At 66.1% G+C, this 15,442-nt stretch carries 15 protein-coding genes and 1 pseudogene; 7 read left to right on the top strand and 9 right to left on the bottom strand.

Going from position 1 to position 15,442, the window contains the following annotated elements:
* Position 1: 1 nt before the first annotated feature.
* The gene (gene trpD, locus H165_RS0115310; RefSeq protein WP_017939821.1) at positions 2-1,051 is read left to right on the top strand and encodes an anthranilate phosphoribosyltransferase; all 1,050 of its coding nucleotides are present in this window, start codon (positions 2-4) and stop codon (positions 1,049-1,051) included.
* The gene (trpC, locus tag H165_RS0115305) at positions 1,048-1,881 is read left to right on the top strand and encodes an indole-3-glycerol phosphate synthase TrpC (protein WP_017939820.1); all 834 of its coding nucleotides are present in this window, start codon (positions 1,048-1,050) and stop codon (positions 1,879-1,881) included. The genes trpD and trpC overlap by 4 nt, the downstream gene beginning before the upstream one ends.
* A gap of 75 nt (positions 1,882-1,956) precedes the next feature.
* On the opposite strand, the gene crp is transcribed toward trpC, so the two are convergent.
* Positions 1,957-2,601 carry a cAMP-activated global transcriptional regulator CRP gene (crp, locus tag H165_RS0115300; RefSeq protein WP_017939819.1) on the bottom strand — a complete coding sequence of 215 codons (645 nt, stop codon included), beginning with the start codon at positions 2,599-2,601 and terminating at the stop codon, positions 1,957-1,959.
* Positions 2,602-3,016: 415 nt separating this feature from the next.
* Between crp and H165_RS0115295 the strand changes: the two genes are divergently transcribed.
* Positions 3,017-3,439 (top strand): OsmC family protein, encoded by a 423-nt coding sequence (locus H165_RS0115295; RefSeq protein ID WP_017939818.1) that lies wholly within the window; start codon positions 3,017-3,019, stop codon positions 3,437-3,439.
* A 57-nt stretch (positions 3,440-3,496) separates the two neighbouring features.
* On the opposite strand, the gene coq7 is transcribed toward H165_RS0115295, so the two are convergent.
* On the bottom strand, positions 3,497-4,144 hold the full coding sequence (coq7, locus tag H165_RS0115290) for a 2-polyprenyl-3-methyl-6-methoxy-1,4-benzoquinone monooxygenase (RefSeq protein WP_017939817.1): 648 nt from the start codon (positions 4,142-4,144) through the stop codon (positions 3,497-3,499).
* Positions 4,145-4,211: 67 nt separating this feature from the next.
* Positions 4,212-4,551, bottom strand: a pseudogene (locus tag H165_RS18675) (histidine triad nucleotide-binding protein).
* Positions 4,552-4,628: 77 nt separating this feature from the next.
* Here H165_RS18675 and H165_RS0115280 point away from each other — a divergent pair.
* On the top strand, positions 4,629-6,113 hold the full coding sequence (locus tag H165_RS0115280; RefSeq protein WP_017939815.1) for an AAA family ATPase: 1,485 nt from the start codon (positions 4,629-4,631) through the stop codon (positions 6,111-6,113).
* Here the strand turns inward: H165_RS0115280 and H165_RS0115275 are convergent.
* The 4 genes from H165_RS0115275 to hemJ all read right to left on the bottom strand — a co-directional run bounded on the left by H165_RS0115275 (position 6,100) and on the right by hemJ (position 9,372).
* Positions 6,100-6,891, bottom strand: a complete 792-nt coding sequence (locus H165_RS0115275) for an SDR family NAD(P)-dependent oxidoreductase (RefSeq protein WP_017939814.1) — start codon at positions 6,889-6,891, stop codon at positions 6,100-6,102. The genes H165_RS0115280 and H165_RS0115275 overlap by 14 nt on opposite strands.
* Before the next feature lie 19 nt (positions 6,892-6,910).
* Positions 6,911-7,867, bottom strand: a complete 957-nt coding sequence (locus tag H165_RS0115270; protein ID WP_017939813.1) for a DUF805 domain-containing protein — start codon at positions 7,865-7,867, stop codon at positions 6,911-6,913.
* A gap of 108 nt (positions 7,868-7,975) precedes the next feature.
* Positions 7,976-8,923 (bottom strand): NAD(P)H-dependent flavin oxidoreductase, encoded by a 948-nt coding sequence (locus H165_RS0115265; RefSeq protein ID WP_017939812.1) that lies wholly within the window; start codon positions 8,921-8,923, stop codon positions 7,976-7,978.
* 23 nt (positions 8,924-8,946) lie between these two features.
* Positions 8,947-9,372, bottom strand: a complete 426-nt coding sequence (gene hemJ, locus H165_RS0115260) for a protoporphyrinogen oxidase HemJ (RefSeq protein WP_017939811.1) — start codon at positions 9,370-9,372, stop codon at positions 8,947-8,949.
* A 153-nt stretch (positions 9,373-9,525) separates the two neighbouring features.
* Between hemJ and argC the strand changes: the two genes are divergently transcribed.
* Positions 9,526-10,560 (top strand): N-acetyl-gamma-glutamyl-phosphate reductase, encoded by a 1,035-nt coding sequence (gene argC / locus H165_RS0115255; RefSeq protein WP_017939810.1) that lies wholly within the window; start codon positions 9,526-9,528, stop codon positions 10,558-10,560.
* Positions 10,561-10,669: 109 nt separating this feature from the next.
* Positions 10,670-11,020: an iron-sulfur cluster insertion protein ErpA gene (gene erpA / locus H165_RS0115250; protein WP_017939809.1), complete on the top strand. Its 351-nt coding sequence runs from the start codon at positions 10,670-10,672 to the stop codon at positions 11,018-11,020.
* 51 nt (positions 11,021-11,071) lie between these two features.
* Here erpA and H165_RS0115245 read toward each other — a convergent pair whose 3' ends face one another.
* Together H165_RS0115245 and H165_RS0115240 are read right to left on the bottom strand one after the other, a co-directional pair.
* Positions 11,072-12,163, bottom strand: a complete 1,092-nt coding sequence (locus tag H165_RS0115245) for an anhydro-N-acetylmuramic acid kinase (protein ID WP_017939808.1) — start codon at positions 12,161-12,163, stop codon at positions 11,072-11,074.
* A gap of 3 nt (positions 12,164-12,166) precedes the next feature.
* A complete protein-coding gene (locus H165_RS0115240) occupies positions 12,167-13,618 on the bottom strand; it encodes a peptidoglycan DD-metalloendopeptidase family protein (protein WP_017939807.1) in 1,452 nt (483 codons plus the stop codon).
* A 207-nt stretch (positions 13,619-13,825) separates the two neighbouring features.
* Between H165_RS0115240 and tyrS the strand changes: the two genes are divergently transcribed.
* Complete coding sequence (tyrS, locus tag H165_RS0115235) at positions 13,826-15,025, top strand: tyrosine--tRNA ligase (RefSeq protein WP_017939806.1); 1,200 nt, start codon at positions 13,826-13,828, stop codon at positions 15,023-15,025.
* Positions 15,026-15,442: the final 417 nt, after the last annotated feature.

The raw sequence follows: 15,442 nt of genomic DNA, 5'->3' as shown, positions 1-15,442 counted from the left end.
GATGGACATCAAGACGGCACTGAACCGGGTGGCCAACCAGCTGGATCTGACCACCGAGGAAATGCAGGCGGTCATGCGCCAGATCATGACCGGCCAGTGCACCGACGCGCAGATCGGCGCCTTCCTGATGGGCATGCGGATGAAGAGCGAGACCATCGAGGAGATCGCCGGCGCGGTCAGCGTGATGCGCGAGCTGGCCAGCAAGGTTGAGCTTTCCAGCCTGGATCACGTGGTCGACATCGTCGGTACCGGCGGCGACGGCGCCAACATCTTCAACGTCTCCTCGGCCTCCGCCTTCGTGGTCGCCGCGGCCGGCGGCAAGGTGGCCAAGCACGGCAACCGCGCGGTGTCCAGCAAGAGCGGCAGCGCCGACCTGCTGGAGGCGGCCGGCATCTACCTGGAACTGACTCCGGAGCAGGTGGCGCGCTGCATCGAAGCGGTGGGCGTCGGCTTCATGTTCGCCCAGGTCCACCACCAGGCCATGCGTCATGCCGCCGGGCCGCGCCGCGAGCTTGGCCTGCGTACCCTGTTCAACATGCTCGGCCCGCTGACCAACCCGGCCGGGGTCAAGCACCAGGTGGTCGGGGTCTTCACCCAGGCGCTGTGCCGGCCGCTGGCCGAGGTGCTCAAGCGCCTGGACAGCCGGCACGTGCTGGTGGTGCACTCGCGCGACGGCCTGGATGAGTTCAGCCTGGCGGCGCCGACCCACGTCGCCGAGCTGAAGGACGACGAGGTGCGCGAGTACGAGTTGCGTCCCGAGGACGTCGGCCTGCACAGCCAGACCCTGATGGGCCTGGAAGTGGACGGCCCGCAGGCTTCCCTGGAGCTGATTCGCGACGCCCTGGGGCGGCGCAGGACCGAGAGCGGTCGCAAGGCCGCCGACCTGATCGTGCTGAACGCCGGCGCGGCGCTCTATGCCGCCGATCTGGCGACCAGCCTGCACGAAGGCGTGCAGCTCGCCCACGATGCCCTGCACACGGGCCTGGCGCGGGAAAAAATGGATGAACTGGCCGCCTTCACCGGCGTGTTCCGCGAGGAGAATCGAGCGTGAGTGCCCCCACCGTCCTGAACAAGATCCTCGCCCGCAAGGCCGAGGAGGTCGCCGAGCGTCGCGCGCTGGTCAGCCTCGCCGAGCTGGAGCGTGCCGCCTGCGCCGCCCCGGCGCCGCGCGGCTTTGCCCGGGCCATGCTGGAGCAGGCCGCGCGCAAGCAGCCGGCGGTGATCGCCGAGGTCAAGAAGGCTTCGCCGAGCAAGGGCGTGCTGCGCGAGGACTTCGTCCCGGCAGCCATCGCCCGCAGCTACGAGGAGGGTGGGGCGACCTGTCTGTCAGTGCTCACCGACGTCGACTTCTTCCAGGGCGCCGACCGCTACCTGCAGGAGGCCCGAGCGGCCTGCGCGCTGCCGGTGATCCGCAAGGACTTCATGATCGACCCCTACCAGATCGTCGAGGCCCGTGCCCTGGGCGCCGACTGCGTGCTGCTGATCGTCTCCGCGTTGAGCGACGCGCAGATGGCCGAGCTGGCCGCGGTGGCCAAGGGGGTGGGGCTGGACGTGCTGGTCGAGGTGCATGATGGTGACGAGCTGGAGCGTGCGCTGAACACCCTGGATACCCCGCTGGTGGGCATCAACAACCGCAACCTGCACACCTTCGAAGTCAGCCTGGAGACCACCCTGGACCTGCTCCCGCGCATTCCCCGCGAGCGCATGGTGGTCACCGAGAGCGGCATCCTCAATCGCGCCGACGTCGAGCTGATGAAGATCAACGAGGTCTACGGCTTCCTGGTCGGCGAGGCCTTCATGCGCGCCGACAACCCGGGCGCCGAGCTGCAGCGGCTGTTCTTCCCGGAGCGCCGGGTGGTGTCGATCAGCGATCCGGACTGAGCCGGCTTCCCACGATCCACCGGAAACGAAAAACGCCGCTCGAAAGCGGCGTTTTTCGTCGTGGTCCCAGCAGATTCAGCGGGTGCCGAACACCACCATGGTCTTGCCCTTGACGTGTACTAGGCCCTGTTCCTCCAAGGACTTGAGCACGCGACCGACCATCTCCCGCGAGCAGCCGACGATGCGGCCGATCTCCTGGCGGGTGATCTTGATCTGCATGCCGTCCGGGTGGGTCATGGCGTCCGGCTGCTTGCACAGGTCGAGCAGGGTGCGGGCGACCCGTCCGGTGACATCGAGGAAGGCCAGGTCGCCGACCTTGCGGGTGGTGTTGCGCAGGCGGTCGGCCATCTGGCTGCCCAGCGCGTAGAGGATCTCCGGATCCTGCTGGGTCAGCTCGCGGAACTTGGCGTAGCTGATCTCCGCCACCTCGCACTCGGTCTTGGCGCGCACCCAGGCGCTGCGTTCCTTCTCGCTGCCTTCCTTGTCGAACAGGCCCATCTCGCCGAAGAAGTCGCCGGCGTTCAGGTAGGCGATGATCATCTCGCGGCCGTCGTCATCCTCGATGAGGATGGTCACCGAGCCCTTGATGATGAAGAACAGGGTTTCGCAGCGATCGCCTGCGTAGATGATGGTGCTTTTGGCGGTGTAACGACGGCGGTGACAGTGTGCGAGAAGTTTGTCGAGATGCTTGATCTTGGGTGAAAGCGAGATCGCTACCATGCCCGAGCCCCCAAAAAAGTGTGCAGATCTTCGTTATTCCCTGGGCAGGTCATCGATCCTTCCCCTGCGGTGCCGTCACCCAGCAACTGAGCTCGGGACTTGCCTTCGCGCAGAGCCCGGAGGTTGCGTGAAGCTGGCACCGAAACGGCTCGAGGAAGGATTGATGACACGCCCGGGTTTTTTATGGAGAGGCCGTGGTAGTTGCAGGCAACTGCTGCGAAACCTCCGCGACCCTCTGGGTTATTTGAACCAGTGTGCCAGTAAACCGACGCCAGCTTAACAGCCATTCGCCGGCTGCAGTCGATTTTGCGACGAAGCTAACATTCGCACAGGGCGCCCGCCCCGTAAACCGGCACTCAGCCATCCGGAAGTGCTGTGGTAAGCTGGCGGCCCTTTTTTCAGCGGAGTCGTGTCAATGAAAGCGCGTATCCAGTGGGCCGGCGAGGCCATGTTCCTGGGCGAGTCCGGCAGTGGGCACGTGGTCGTCATGGACGGCCCGCCGGAGAACGGCGGGCGCAATCTCGGCGTGCGGCCCATGGAGATGATGCTGCTGGGGCTTGGCGGTTGCACCAGCTTCGACGTAGTCAGCATCCTGAAGAAATCCCGTCAGCCGGTGGAGAGTTGCGAGGCCTTCCTGGATGCCGAGCGGGCTGGCGAGGATCCCAAGGTGTTCACCAGGATCCACGTGCACTTCGTGATCAAGGGCCGCGGCCTCAAGGAGGCACAGGTCAAGCGCGCGGTTGAGCTGTCGGCTGAGAAGTACTGCTCGGCGTCGATCATGCTCGGCCGTGCTGGCGTGGCGATCACCCACGACTACGAGATCGTCGAGCTGGGCTGAGCGCCCTGGCCGAAACGAAGAAGCCGCCTGAGGGCGGCTTCTTCGTGTCCGGAAGATTCAGATCCGGTAGGTGCTCTTGGTCATCACCTTGGACAGCAGGGTCATGCCGAAGCGTACCGGCGCCGGGAAGCGCAACCCGCCGGCTTCCAGGGCGTTCTCGGCATGCTGCTGCTCGTCCTCGCGCATCTGTTCGAGGATCGCCCGGGACTTCCTGTCCTCGGCCGGCAGTTGCGCCAGGTGCTCGTCCAGGTGCTTGCACACCTGCTGCTCGGTGGCGGCGACGAAGCCCAGGCTGACGCGGTCGCTGACCAGCCCGGCGAGCGCGCCGATACCGAAGGACATGCCGTAGAACAGCGGGTTGAGCAGGCTCGGCCGGCTGCCCAGCTCGCGGATCCGCTGCTCGCACCAGGCCAGATGGTCAATCTCCTCCTCGGCGGCCTTCTCCATCGCCTGGCGCACTTCCGGCAGTTTGGCGGTCAGCGCCTGGCCCTGGTACAGCGCCTGGGCGCAAACCTCGCCGGTGTGGTTGATGCGCATCAGCCCGGCGACGTGGCGGGCATCGTCCGCGTCGAGCTCGGCCTCGGGCTCGGTGACTGCCGGCGAAGGCCGGTAGGGCTGGCCGCTGAATGGCAGCAGGGTGCGCAGCGCGGCGTCGGCCTGCAGCAGCAGGCGATCGGCGGGGGAGTAGTGGCGTTCGGTAGCCATGGGGCACCTCCGGAACTCTCTGTGGCGGGCAGTTTACCCCATGCGCCCGGCAGCGGCTTGATCGCGATCAGCCTGGCGGCCAGGCCATCCGCCGCTGGCCGAGTACGTGCATGTGGATGTGGAAGACGCTCTGCCCGGCCAGCTCCCGGCAGTTCATCACCACCCGGAAGCCTTCCTCGCAGCCCCGTTCCCTGGCCAGGCGCTGGGCGGTGTAGAGGATGTGGCCGGCCAGCGGCTTGTCCTCTTCCTGCAGGTCGTCGAGGGTGGCGATGTGCTTGCGTGGCACCACCAAGAAATGCACCGGCGCCTGGGGGGGCGATATCGTAGAAGGCGATCACATGTTCGTCTTCGTACAGCTTGCGCGAGGGAATCTCCCCGGCGACGATCTTGCAGAACAGACAGTCCACGGATGACTCCTCCTCATTCGGCAGCTGTCCGAGTGTAGCGGCCGGCTGCGGCCGCGGCCAGCAGACAAGGAGCGACGGTGAAGAACGACATCCATGACCTCGGCCTGGTCCTCGAGTCGAAGGTGAAGCTGATCGTCATCGAGTCCTGGGACGAGCCCCGGGTCCTGGAGACCCTCACCGGGCTGGCCATCAAGCGTGGTCTCGGCCTTTTTACCTGGTCGGTGACTGAGGGCGTGCGGCGCCTGGGCTTCGGCGGCGAACCGCTGGGCAGCGAGCCGACCCAGGACCCCGAGGCGGCCCTCAAGCTGGTCAAGCACGACCCGCAGGCCAACCTCTACGTGTTCTGCGACCTGCATCCCTTTCTCGCCGATAACCCCCGGCTGGTGCGCCTGCTCAAGGAGATCGCCATGGCCGAGGGGGCCCAGCGGCCGACTCTGGTGCTGGTCTCCCATGCCCTCAGGTTGCCCCCTGAAGTGCAGCGCTATGCGGCGCGCTTCAGCCTGTCGCTGCCCTCCGAGGATGAGCTGTTGGCCATCGTCCGCGAGGAGGCGGCGCGCTGGAGCGAGCGCAACAACGGCGCCCGGGTGCGCACCGATAATCGTACCCTGCGCCAGGTGGTGAAGAACCTGCGCGGGCTCAGCCACGGTGAGGCGCGCCTGCTGGCGCGCAACCTGATCTGCGACGACGGCGCTATCACCCAGGAGGATCTGCCCGAGTTGAACCGCACCAAGTTCCAGCTCCTCGATCTGGACGGCGTGCTTAGCTTCGAGTCGGATACCGCGCGCTTCGCCGAGGTCGGCGGGCTGGCCAGTCTCAAGCGCTGGCTGGCCGAGCGGCAGAGTGCCTTCCTGGCCGACCACAAGGGGCTGGACGCCCCGCGCGGCGTATTGCTGGTCGGCGTACAGGGCTCCGGCAAGAGCCTGGCGGCCAAGGCGGTGGCCGGGCTCTGGGGGCTGCCGCTGCTGCGTTTGGACTTCGCCTGCCTGTACAACAAGTACTTCGGCGAGACCGAGCGCAACCTCCGCGAGGCCCTGCGTCTGGCCGAGCAGATGGCGCCCTGCGTGCTGTGGATGGACGAGGTCGAGAAGGGCCTGGCCAGCGGTGATCACGACGGCGGGGTCAGCCAGCGGGTGCTCGGTACCCTGCTGACCTGGCTGGCCGAGCGCAAGGCCCCGGTGTTCGCCGTGGCCACCGCCAACGCCATCGAGCGGCTGCCGGCGGAGCTGGTGCGCAAGGGGCGCTTCGACGAGGTGTTCTTCGTCGACTTGCCGGGTGCCGCGGTGCGTGCGGAGATCTTCCGTATCCATCTCAAACGCCGCGAGCTGGAGCCCCAGCAGTTCGATCTGGAGCAGCTGGCGGCGGCCAGCGAGGGCTTCTCCGGCGCGGAGATCGAGCAGGTAGTGGTCAGCGCGGTGTACGCCGCCCAGGCCCGCCAGCAGGCGGTCGACCAGGCCCTGCTGCTGGCCACCGCGCAAGGCACGGTGCCGCTTTCCGTGCTGATGGCCGAACGCCTTGCCGCCTTGCGTGCCTGGGCACAGGGACGGACGGTCAGCGCCGACTGAGCAGCGAACGGTACAGGCGGCCGACTGTCCAGCGCACCAGGGCGCGTGGCAGCAGGCGGTGCAGGCTGGCCACCAGGCGGTTGCGCCAGCCGGGGATAATCAGCGCGCGGTCGCGGTCCAGGGCCCGGACCGCATGCAGGGCCACCTCCTCGGGGCTGAGCAGCAGCCTGCTATGGCGCAGGCGCTGTTCGTCCAGCCCGGTGAGGCGGAAGAAGGCGGTCGGCACCGGGCCGGGGCAGAGCACCGAGACCTTCACCCCGTAGTCCTTGAACTCCTCGCGGAGGCTTTCCGAGAGGTGCAGCACGTAGGCGGCGCTGGCGCAGTGGCTGCTCAACCAGGGGCCCGGCTGGAAGGCCGTCAGTGAGGCCACGTTGAGGATCTGCCCGCCGCCGGCGGCGACCATCAGGTTGCCGATGCCGTGGCACAGGCGGGTGAGGGCCAGGACGTTGAGTTCCAGCAGCCGCTGCTCGTCGCCCCAGTCGTGGGCCAGGAAGGGCCCGGCGAGGCCGCTGCCGGCGCCGTTGACCAGCAGGTCGATGACCAGGCCGCTTTCCTCCAGCTCCTGGAGCAGGCCGGTCAGCTGCAGCGGATTGGCCAGGTTGCAGGTGCGGAACAGCACCTCGATGCCGAAGCGCTGGGTGAGTTCGCAGGCGATGCTTTCCAGCGCCTCACGCTGACGGGCCACCAGGATCAGGTTACGCCCGCGCCGGGCCAGCGCCTCGGCCAGGGCCAGGCCGAGGCCGCGGGATGCGCCGGTGATCAGGGCATAACGAGGCACTTCTCTCTCGGACTTGGGGTCAGACCGGCGGCAGCATGCCGGTGATGGCCGCGAAACCGCCGAACACCAGGGCCAGCAGCAGCGCAGCGATGGGGATCAGCCAGAGCGCGGCGAGCACCTTGACCGCCGTGCTGTTGGCCGGCGGCGGCGGGCCGTAGCGGTTGGCGCCGACGCTGCCGGGCATCAGCAGCATCAGCAGCGAGAACACGCTGCCGACCACCGGCACCAGATTGAGCAGCAGCAGCCAGCCGGACCAGCCGATGTCGTGCAGGCGCTGCACGCCGATCATCACCGCCACCACGCAGAGGGCGATGGACGCCGCGGCGATCAGTAGGGAACCGACGGCCACGTGGATGGCCATGCCGATCCCGGCCACGGCGAACAGCACGGCGCCGGCGACCGCCAGCACCAGCGACCAGGCCAGGTAGCGCAGGCGACCGATCCGCCCGTCGGTGGTGAAGGGGCGCAGCTCGCCAAATTCCGGCAGCTCCTCGCCGACCCGCGCCTGCGGCGGGGCATAGGGCGACGGACTGCCGGCCGGCACGCGGCCGTCGTTGGTGCCCGTCTGCGGCTGTTGCGCCTGGCGCGCCAAGTATTTCTCGATGATGATCCCGCAGGCCGAGCATTCGCCGGACTTGGGCTGCTCGTGACCGCACTTCGGGCAGCGCATGGTCTCGCAGGGCTGGGCCGCAGCCTCCTCTTGCTTCTCTTCGTCGGTCGGCGCCAGGGTCAGGCTGGCTGCCAGGTCCTGTTCCTTGCGGACCAGCGCGCCGGCGCGTTCCAGGACGCTGAGGTACTTGTCCGCGTCGTTGGCCGAGAGGTCGCGCTTGAGCACCACGGCGCGCCGGCCGAACAAGGGTTCGACGCGGGCGGGGTCCAGCTTGAACAGTCGGGCGAAGTTGTCCTTGACGGTGTCGAGAGACATGTTCGGCAGCAGTTCGCCGTCGAACACGATCTTGTAGCGAGGTTCGCTCATGCGGGCTTCCTTGTCAGCCTGGAGTCGGGGTGGGCGGGACATTCAGCCACAGGGTAGCCGTCCGGTCTGTGCGCTGCCAAGCACTTTGCCATCACGTCGGGCGGCGCCTCAGTGCAGGAAGAACGCGCGCTTCCGGGCTTCGCGGTACTCGCGGTCGAGGCGCTCGATCAGCTCGCCGACGCTGGGCAGGTCGTCGATCGCGCCGACCCCCTGACCGGCCGACCACACGGACTTCCAGGCCTTGGCCTCGTCGTTGAGCGGCTTGAGCTTCTCGCCGTAGTTGATGTCGGCCTTGTCCTGCAGGCGCTTCATGTCGTAGCCGGCGCGCTCCAGGCTCTGCCGCATGAAGCTCGCCGGCACCCCGGATACCGCCGGGGTGTGGATGATGTCGGCGGCCTTGGCGTCGAGGATCATCTGCTTGTAGGCCTCCTCGGCGGCGCTTTCCCGGGTAGCGATGAAGCGAGTGCCCATGTACGCCAGGTCGGCGCCCAGCACCTGGGCGGCGAGTACCTCGTGGCCGTGGTTGAGACAGCCGGAGAGCAGCAGAGTCTTGTCGAAGAACTGGCGGATCTCGGCGATCAGCGCGAACGGGCTCCAGGTCCCGGCATGTCCGCCGGCGCCGGCGGCCACCGCGATCAGCCCGTCCACCCCGGCCTCGGCGGCTTTCTCGGCGTGGCGCCGGGTGGTCACGTCATGGAATACCAGGCCGCCGTAGCCGTGCACCGCATCCACCACCTCCTGCACCGCGCCGAGGCTGGTGATCACGATAGGCACCTTGTGGTCCACGCAGATCGCCAGGTCGGCCTGCAGGCGCGGGTTAGTGTAGTGGACGATCAGATTGACCGCGTAGGGCGCGCCATCGTCTTCCAGGCCGGCCTCGATTTCCTCCAGCCAGGCCTTGAAACCGCCGCTCTCGCGCTGGTTGAGGGCCGGGAAGCTGCCCACCACACCGTTGTTGCAGCAGGCCAGCACCAGTTTCGGATTGGACACCAGGAACATGGGCGCGGCGACTACCGGCAGGCGCAGACGACCTTCGAGCAGGGCAGGCAGGGACATGGCGTTTTCCTCTCGTGTCGGACTCAGAAGGGTTTGACCACCACTAGGATGACGATGGCCAGCAGGAACAGCACCGGCACCTCGTTGAACCAGCGGTAGAACACGTGGCTGCGCGGGTTCTCGCCGCGGGCGAAGCGCTTCAGCTGGGCTCCACAGACGTGGTGGTAGCCGATCAGCAGCAGCACCAGCAGCAGCTTGGCGTGCAGCCAGCCCATCTTCAGCCAGGCCGGATTCAGGTGCAGCAGCCAGAGGCCGAACACCAGGGTGGCGATCATCGAGGGCAGCATGATGCCGCGGTACAGCTTGCGCTCCATGGTGCAGAAGCGCTCGCGGCTGAGCGTGTCCTGGCTCATCGCGTGGTAGACGAACAGGCGTGGCAGGTAGAACAGGCCGGCGAACCAGCAGACAACGGCGATGATGTGCAGGGCTTTGATCCACAGGTAAAGCATGATGGCCTCATGACGACGGGTTTTCCCGATAGTAGAAGGTCAGTGTGCCGGCCGTCACCTGCCCGCAGGGCGCTCGCCGCTGTTCAGCGGGCCCCGTGGCTCTTATGATTGCGATTTTTTCCGATGGGCCCGGCAGGGCGGAGTGGTGGACAAATGATCAAGGTCGGCATCGTAGGTGGTACGGGGTATACGGGCGTGGAGCTGCTGCGCCTGCTGGCGCAGCATCCGCAGGCGGAGGTGGCGGTGATCACCTCGCGTTCCGAGGCGGGCGTGAAGGTCGCCGACATGTACCCGAACCTGCGCGGCCACTACGATGACCTGGCCTTCAGCGTGCCCGACGTGGCCACCCTGGGAACCTGCGACGTGGTGTTCTTCGCCACGCCCCATGGCGTCGCCCATGCCCTGGCCGGCGAGCTGCTGGACGCGGGCACCAGGGTGATCGACCTGTCCGCCGACTTTCGCCTGCAGGACGCCGAGGAATGGGCCAAGTGGTACGGCCAGCCTCATGGTGCACCCGAGCTGCTCGGCGAGGCGATCTACGGCCTGCCGGAGGTCAACCGCGAGCAGATCCGCCAGGCGCGTCTGATCGCCGTGCCCGGCTGCTACCCGACCGCCACCCAGCTGGGCTTCCTGCCTCTGCTGGAGGCCGGTCTGGCCGATCCTATGCGTCTGATCGCCGACTGCAAGTCCGGCGTCAGCGGTGCCGGGCGTGGCGCCAAGGTGGGCTCGCTGCTCTGCGAGGCCGGGGAAAGCATGATGGCCTACGCGGTGAAGGGGCATCGCCATCTGCCGGAAATCAGCCAAGGCCTGCGTCGTGCAGCCAAGGGAGAGGTGGGGCTGACCTTCGTGCCGCACCTGACGCCGATGATTCGCGGCATCCATGCCACCCTCTATGCCATCGTCGCCGATCGCTCGGTGGACCTGCAGCAGCTTTACGAGCAGCGCTACGCCAACGAACCCTTCGTCGATGTCATGCCGGCCGGCAGCCATCCGGAAACCCGCAGCGTGCGCGGCGCCAACGTCTGCCGCATCGCCGTGCACCGGCCCCAGGGCGGTGATCTGGTGGTGGTCCTGTCGGTGATCGACAACCTGGTCAAGGGCGCTTCCGGCCAGGCGGTGCAGAACATGAACATCCTGTTCGGGTTGGACGAGCGCCTGGGGCTGTCCCATGCTGCGCTGCTGCCCTGAGGGAAGTTGAAGAGGCTGGCCGGTCAATAGTTGACCGTTTTTCTGGGGAAAGCGGATAATGCCGCCAGTCCCAATGATTCATGACGGCGAGAGCCGGGAGAATTGCAGCATGAGCGTTGAATCCTTCACCCCCACCCCCCTGCTGTTCACCGAGGGCGCGGCGCAAAAGGTGAAGACCCTGGTCGAGGAAGAGGGCAACCCGCGTCTGAAGCTGCGGGTGTTCGTCACCGGCGGTGGCTGCTCGGGCTTCCAGTACGGCTTCACCTTCGACGAGGAAGTCTCCGAGGACGACACCGTGGTCGAGCGCGAAGGCGTCAGCCTGGTGGTCGACCCCATGAGCTTCCAATATCTGGTCGGTGCCGAGGTGGACTACCAGGAAGGCCTGGAAGGCTCCCGCTTCGTGATCAAGAACCCCAACGCCACCACCACCTGCGGTTGCGGTTCGTCCTTCTCGATCTGATCCACCTGTTTCCATGCCGAACGCCGCACCTTGAGTGCGGCGTTCGCGTTTTCAGGCCGGGTAGATGGCGCCCAGCACGCGCGGGCCACGGGCTCCGGTGACGCTCGGGCGGTTGGCCGGAATGCCTTCCAGACAGCAGTGCGCCAGCCAGGCGAAGGCCATCGCCTCGACCCAGTCCGGCGGCACCCCGTAGGTCGCGGTGCTGGATACCCGGCAGGCGGGCAGCAGCTCGCCCAGACGCTCCATGAGCCGCGCGTTGCGCGCGCCGCCACCGCAGACCAGCAGTTCCTCGGTATCCCGCTGGGCTGCCTGCAGGGCCTCGACGATGCTGCGCGCGGTCAGCTCCAGCAGGGTGGCCTGCACGTCCTTCGCGGCGATGGGCGGCAACTGCTGCAGATGGGCGTCCAGCCAGGGCAGGTTGAACAGCTCGCGGCCGGTGCTTTTCGGGCCACGCCCGCTGAAGAAGGGATCGCCGAGCAGGGTGGCGAGCAGCTCCTCATGCACCTGGCCGCTGGCCGCCCAGGCGCCGTCGCGGTCGAAGTCGAGGCCCTGATGGCGCTTGATCCAGGCATCCAGCAGCACGTTGCCGGGGCCGCAGTCGAAGCCACGCACCGGTTGGCCGGGATCGATCAGGCTGAGGTTGCTGAAGCCGCCGACGTTGAGGACCGCGCGGTGCGCCTGGCCGTCGTCGAACAGCGCCTCGTGGAAGGCCGGCACCAGGGGCGCGCCTTGGCCGCCAGCGGCCAGGTCGCGGCGACGGAAGTCGCCGACCACGCAGACCCCGGTCAGTTCGGCGAGCAGGGCCGGGTTGCCGATCTGGATGGTGAAGCCGCGTGCCGGTTCATGGCGTACCGTCTGGCCATGGCTGCCGATGGCGCGGATGTCGCTGGGCTCAAGCTGCTGGGCCGCGAGCAGCTCGCCGATACCGTGGGCGGCCAGCTCTACCCAGCACCGTTCGGCCAGGGCGGCGCGGGCTAGTTCGTCTGGACCAGGCGCACAGAGGGCGAGCAGCTCCTCGCGTAGCTCGGCAGGCATCGGCAGGTAATGAGTGGCGAGCAGGCGCGGGCGCTCCTGCTGTTCGATCAAGGCGATGTCCAGCCCATCCAGGCTGGTGCCGGACATTACGCCGAGGTAGCGCGGCATGGCTCAGCGCTGCTTGTTCATCGCCAGCATGGTGGCGCGTTCCTTATCCATGCGGGCCAGCATCGGCTTGCTCATCTGCAGGAAGCGCTGCCGTTCGGAACGGGCGATCGGGTCAGCCATCGGCAGTTTCTGGCTCAGTGGGTCGACGTGCACACCGTTGACCTGGAACTCGTAGTGCAGGTGTGGTCCGGTGGATAGGCCGGTGGTGCCGACGTAGCCGATGATCTGGCCCTGCTTGACGGTGCTGCCGGTACGGATGCCCTTGGCGAAGCCCTGCATGTGGCCATACAGGGTACGGTAGCTGTTGCCGTGCTGGATGATCACCGCATTGCCGTAGCCGCCACGGCGACCGGCGAGGATCACCTTACCGTCACCGGCCGCCTTGATCGGGGTGCCGCGTGGCGCTGCATAGTCGACCCCCTTGTGGGCACGGATCTTGTTGAGGATCGGGTGCTTGCGGCCCAGCGAGAAGCGCGAACTGATCCGCGCGAAGTCCACCGGCGTGCGGATGAAGGCCTTGCGCATGCTGTTGCCGTCGGCGGTGTAGTAGCTGGTGATGCCCTGCTTGTTGGTGTAGCGCACCGCGGTGTAGGTCTTGCCACGGTTGGTGAAGCGGGCGGCGAGGATGTGCCCGGTGCCGACGCGCTGGCCGTCCACCACCTTCTCCTCGTAGATCACCTCGAATTCGTCGCCTTCGCGGATGTCCTGGGCGAAGTCGATGTCGTAGCCGAACACGTTGGCCAGGTCGAGGGTGAGGTTGTGCGGCAGTCCGGCGCGCTTGGCGGAGAGGAACAGCGAGCTGTTGATCACGCCGCGCGCATAGGCGCTGCGCACGTCCGGCTTGGTCGTCTCGCGTTCGAAACGGAAGCCCTTGGCGTTGCGAATCAGGGCAATGCTTTCCAGCGGGGACAGCCGGCTGTGTAGGCTTTCCAGGCGGCCATCCTCGGTAAGCTTGAACTCCAGCACCTGACCGATCTTCAGGTGGCTGAACTGCTTGGCCTGCTTGCTGCTGGACAGGGCCGCATGCATTTCGTTGGCGTCCAGTCCCACCTTGGCGAACAGGGTCGATAGGGTGTCGCCATTGGCCACGGTCACCGTGCGGTAACGGGAGTCCTGAGGAGGCTGGGGTTCGGAGGTGGAGGCGGCGGAGCCGTTGTCGTTCTGGTCTTCCTTGTCTTGCTGGGCGCTGTTCTGGTTATTGTCGGCGCCCTCGACGTTGGCGAAGGGCGAGGTGTCTTTTTCCCCCAGGCTGAGCGTCTGTCGCAGGTCATCCTTCTCCTGAAGGATCTGTTCGACGCCGTTGTCGAGATCCAGATTGAGGGTGGTGCGCTTGGCCTCGACCTCGCGAGAGGGGAAAACCAGAAGTGCAAGACTCAGCAGGGCCGCGACGCCGCTCGCCGCTAGTAGGTGACTTTTGGGGTAAACCGGCGGTGATTCGGGCGTTCTAGTAGTCATTGGGCGGCTTCAAAAAAGGTGAAAAAAGAAAAGGTGAAGATGAAGATGATGAAGTAACTGTATAAAATATAACCAAAAGCCCTCGGGGGCAACCCTTGGATTGGTCGCCGCCAAGATGGCATGGATGAGAGGGCCAAACTTGTAATTGGTTCGCGATCTTGTATGTTTGGGCCCCCTTTTGGTTTTCAGTTGGTGGCGAGTCCTGTCATGAAGTCGGTCGAAGAGCAGCTCGCGCTGATCAAGCGTGGCGCGGAAGAGGTCCTGGTCGAATCGGAGCTGGTGGAGAAGCTGAAGCGCGGCCAGCCCCTGCGCATCAAGGCGGGCTTCGACCCGACCGCGCCGGACCTGCACCTCGGACACACAGTGCTGATCAACAAGCTTCGCCAGTTCCAGGAGCTGGGGCACCAGGTGATCTTCCTGATCGGTGACTTCACCGGGATGATCGGTGATCCCAGCGGCAAGAGCGTCACCCGTCCGCCGCTGACCCGCGAGCAGGTATTGGAGAACGCCGAGACCTATAAGGCTCAGGTGTTCAAGATCCTCGACCCGGAAAAGACCGAGGTGGCCTTCAACTCCACCTGGATGGACAAGCTGACCCCGGCCGACTTCATCCGCCTGGCTTCCCAGTACACGGTGGCGCGCATGCTCGAGCGCGACGACTTCCACAAGCGCTACACCAGCAACCAGCCGATCGCCATCCACGAGTTCCTCTATCCCCTGGTTCAGGGCTACGACTCGGTGGCTCTGCGTGCCGACGTGGAGCTGGGTGGTACCGACCAGAAGTTCAACCTGCTGATGGGCCGCGAACTGCAGCGCGCCTACGGCCAGGAGTCCCAGTGCATCGTCACCATGCCGCTGCTCGAAGGGCTGGACGGTGTGAAGAAGATGTCCAAGTCGCTGGGCAACTACGTCGGTATCCAGGAACCGCCGGGTGTCATGTACGGCAAGCTGGTGTCCATCCCCGACTCGCTGATGTGGCGCTACTTCGAGCTGCTCAGCTTCCGCTCCATGGCGGAGATCGAGGAGTTCAAGCGCGACGTCGAGCGCGGCGCCAACCCTCGGGACATCAAGATCAAGTTGGCTGAGGAGATCGTGGCGCGCTTCCACGGCGAAGAGGCCGCGGCCACCGCGCACCGTGCGGCAGGCAACCGCCTCAAGGACGGCGAGTTGCCGGACGACCTGCCGGAAGTCGAGCTGACGGCAGGTGAGGATCTGCCGATTGCTGCGGTGATCAATCGCGCCGGACTGGTGAAGAATGCGGCCTCCGCGCGCGACCTGCTGAATTCCGGAGGCGTCAGAGTCGACGGTGAAGTGGTGGATCGCAGCTTCGTCTTCAAGCTCGGTGCTGTGCACGTCTGTCAAGCGGGGCGTAAGGCATTCGCGCGCATTAACCTGAAGGCCGAGTAAATATTTTTCGCTTCGCCTGTTGACGGCTGAAATTAGGTCCCTATAATGCGCACCACTTCCGGCGCGCAGCCAACGAAAAAACACTTGATAATCAAAGGGTTATCGGGGTTTCGGAGGGGGCGGAAGGCCAATGTTGGTCGGTGCGGGAAGCGAGCTTCGGGAGGTTGACAGCAGGAATTGATGCTGTATGATTCGCCTCCCGCTGCCGGGCGGAGCGAAGAGCGAAGAGTTCGGTGGCACGCAAGCGGTTGAGGTAGAAAAGAAGTTTTCGAAAAGCGCTTGACGGGGAGTAGGGCTGCTGTAGAATGCGCGGCCTTGGTTGAGGCGAAAGGCTCACCCAACTGTTCTTTAACAAGTGAATCAAGCAATTCGTGTGGGTGCTTGTGGGGTAAGACTGGTGATCGCAAGATTATCAGC

The sequence above is a fragment of the Pseudomonas thermotolerans DSM 14292 genome (assembly GCF_000364625.1).
In the GTDB taxonomy this organism is placed as follows: Bacteria; Pseudomonadota; Gammaproteobacteria; order Pseudomonadales; family Pseudomonadaceae; genus Aquipseudomonas; species Aquipseudomonas thermotolerans.
Note: the sequence above shows the minus strand (reverse complement) of the source record. Positions and strands in the feature narration are given on the sequence as shown.

Coding starts and splice junctions, on each gene's coding strand:
- trpD (WP_017939821.1), top strand. CDS start 2: ATGGACATCAAGACGGCACTGAACCGGGTGGCCAACCAGCTGGATCTG.
- crp (WP_017939819.1), bottom strand. CDS start 2,601: ATGGTAGCGATCTCGCTTTCACCCAAGATCAAGCATCTCGACAAACTT.
- H165_RS0115295 (WP_017939818.1), top strand. CDS start 3,017: ATGAAAGCGCGTATCCAGTGGGCCGGCGAGGCCATGTTCCTGGGCGAG.
- coq7 (WP_017939817.1), bottom strand. CDS start 4,144: ATGGCTACCGAACGCCACTACTCCCCCGCCGATCGCCTGCTGCTGCAG.
- H165_RS0115270 (WP_017939813.1), bottom strand. CDS start 7,867: ATGAGCGAACCTCGCTACAAGATCGTGTTCGACGGCGAACTGCTGCCG.
- H165_RS0115265 (WP_017939812.1), bottom strand. CDS start 8,923: ATGTCCCTGCCTGCCCTGCTCGAAGGTCGTCTGCGCCTGCCGGTAGTC.
- hemJ (WP_017939811.1), bottom strand. CDS start 9,372: ATGCTTTACCTGTGGATCAAAGCCCTGCACATCATCGCCGTTGTCTGC.
- argC (WP_017939810.1), top strand. CDS start 9,526: ATGATCAAGGTCGGCATCGTAGGTGGTACGGGGTATACGGGCGTGGAG.
- erpA (WP_017939809.1), top strand. CDS start 10,670: ATGAGCGTTGAATCCTTCACCCCCACCCCCCTGCTGTTCACCGAGGGC.
- H165_RS0115245 (WP_017939808.1), bottom strand. CDS start 12,163: ATGCCGCGCTACCTCGGCGTAATGTCCGGCACCAGCCTGGATGGGCTG.
- H165_RS0115240 (WP_017939807.1), bottom strand. CDS start 13,618: ATGACTACTAGAACGCCCGAATCACCGCCGGTTTACCCCAAAAGTCAC.
- tyrS (WP_017939806.1), top strand. CDS start 13,826: ATGAAGTCGGTCGAAGAGCAGCTCGCGCTGATCAAGCGTGGCGCGGAA.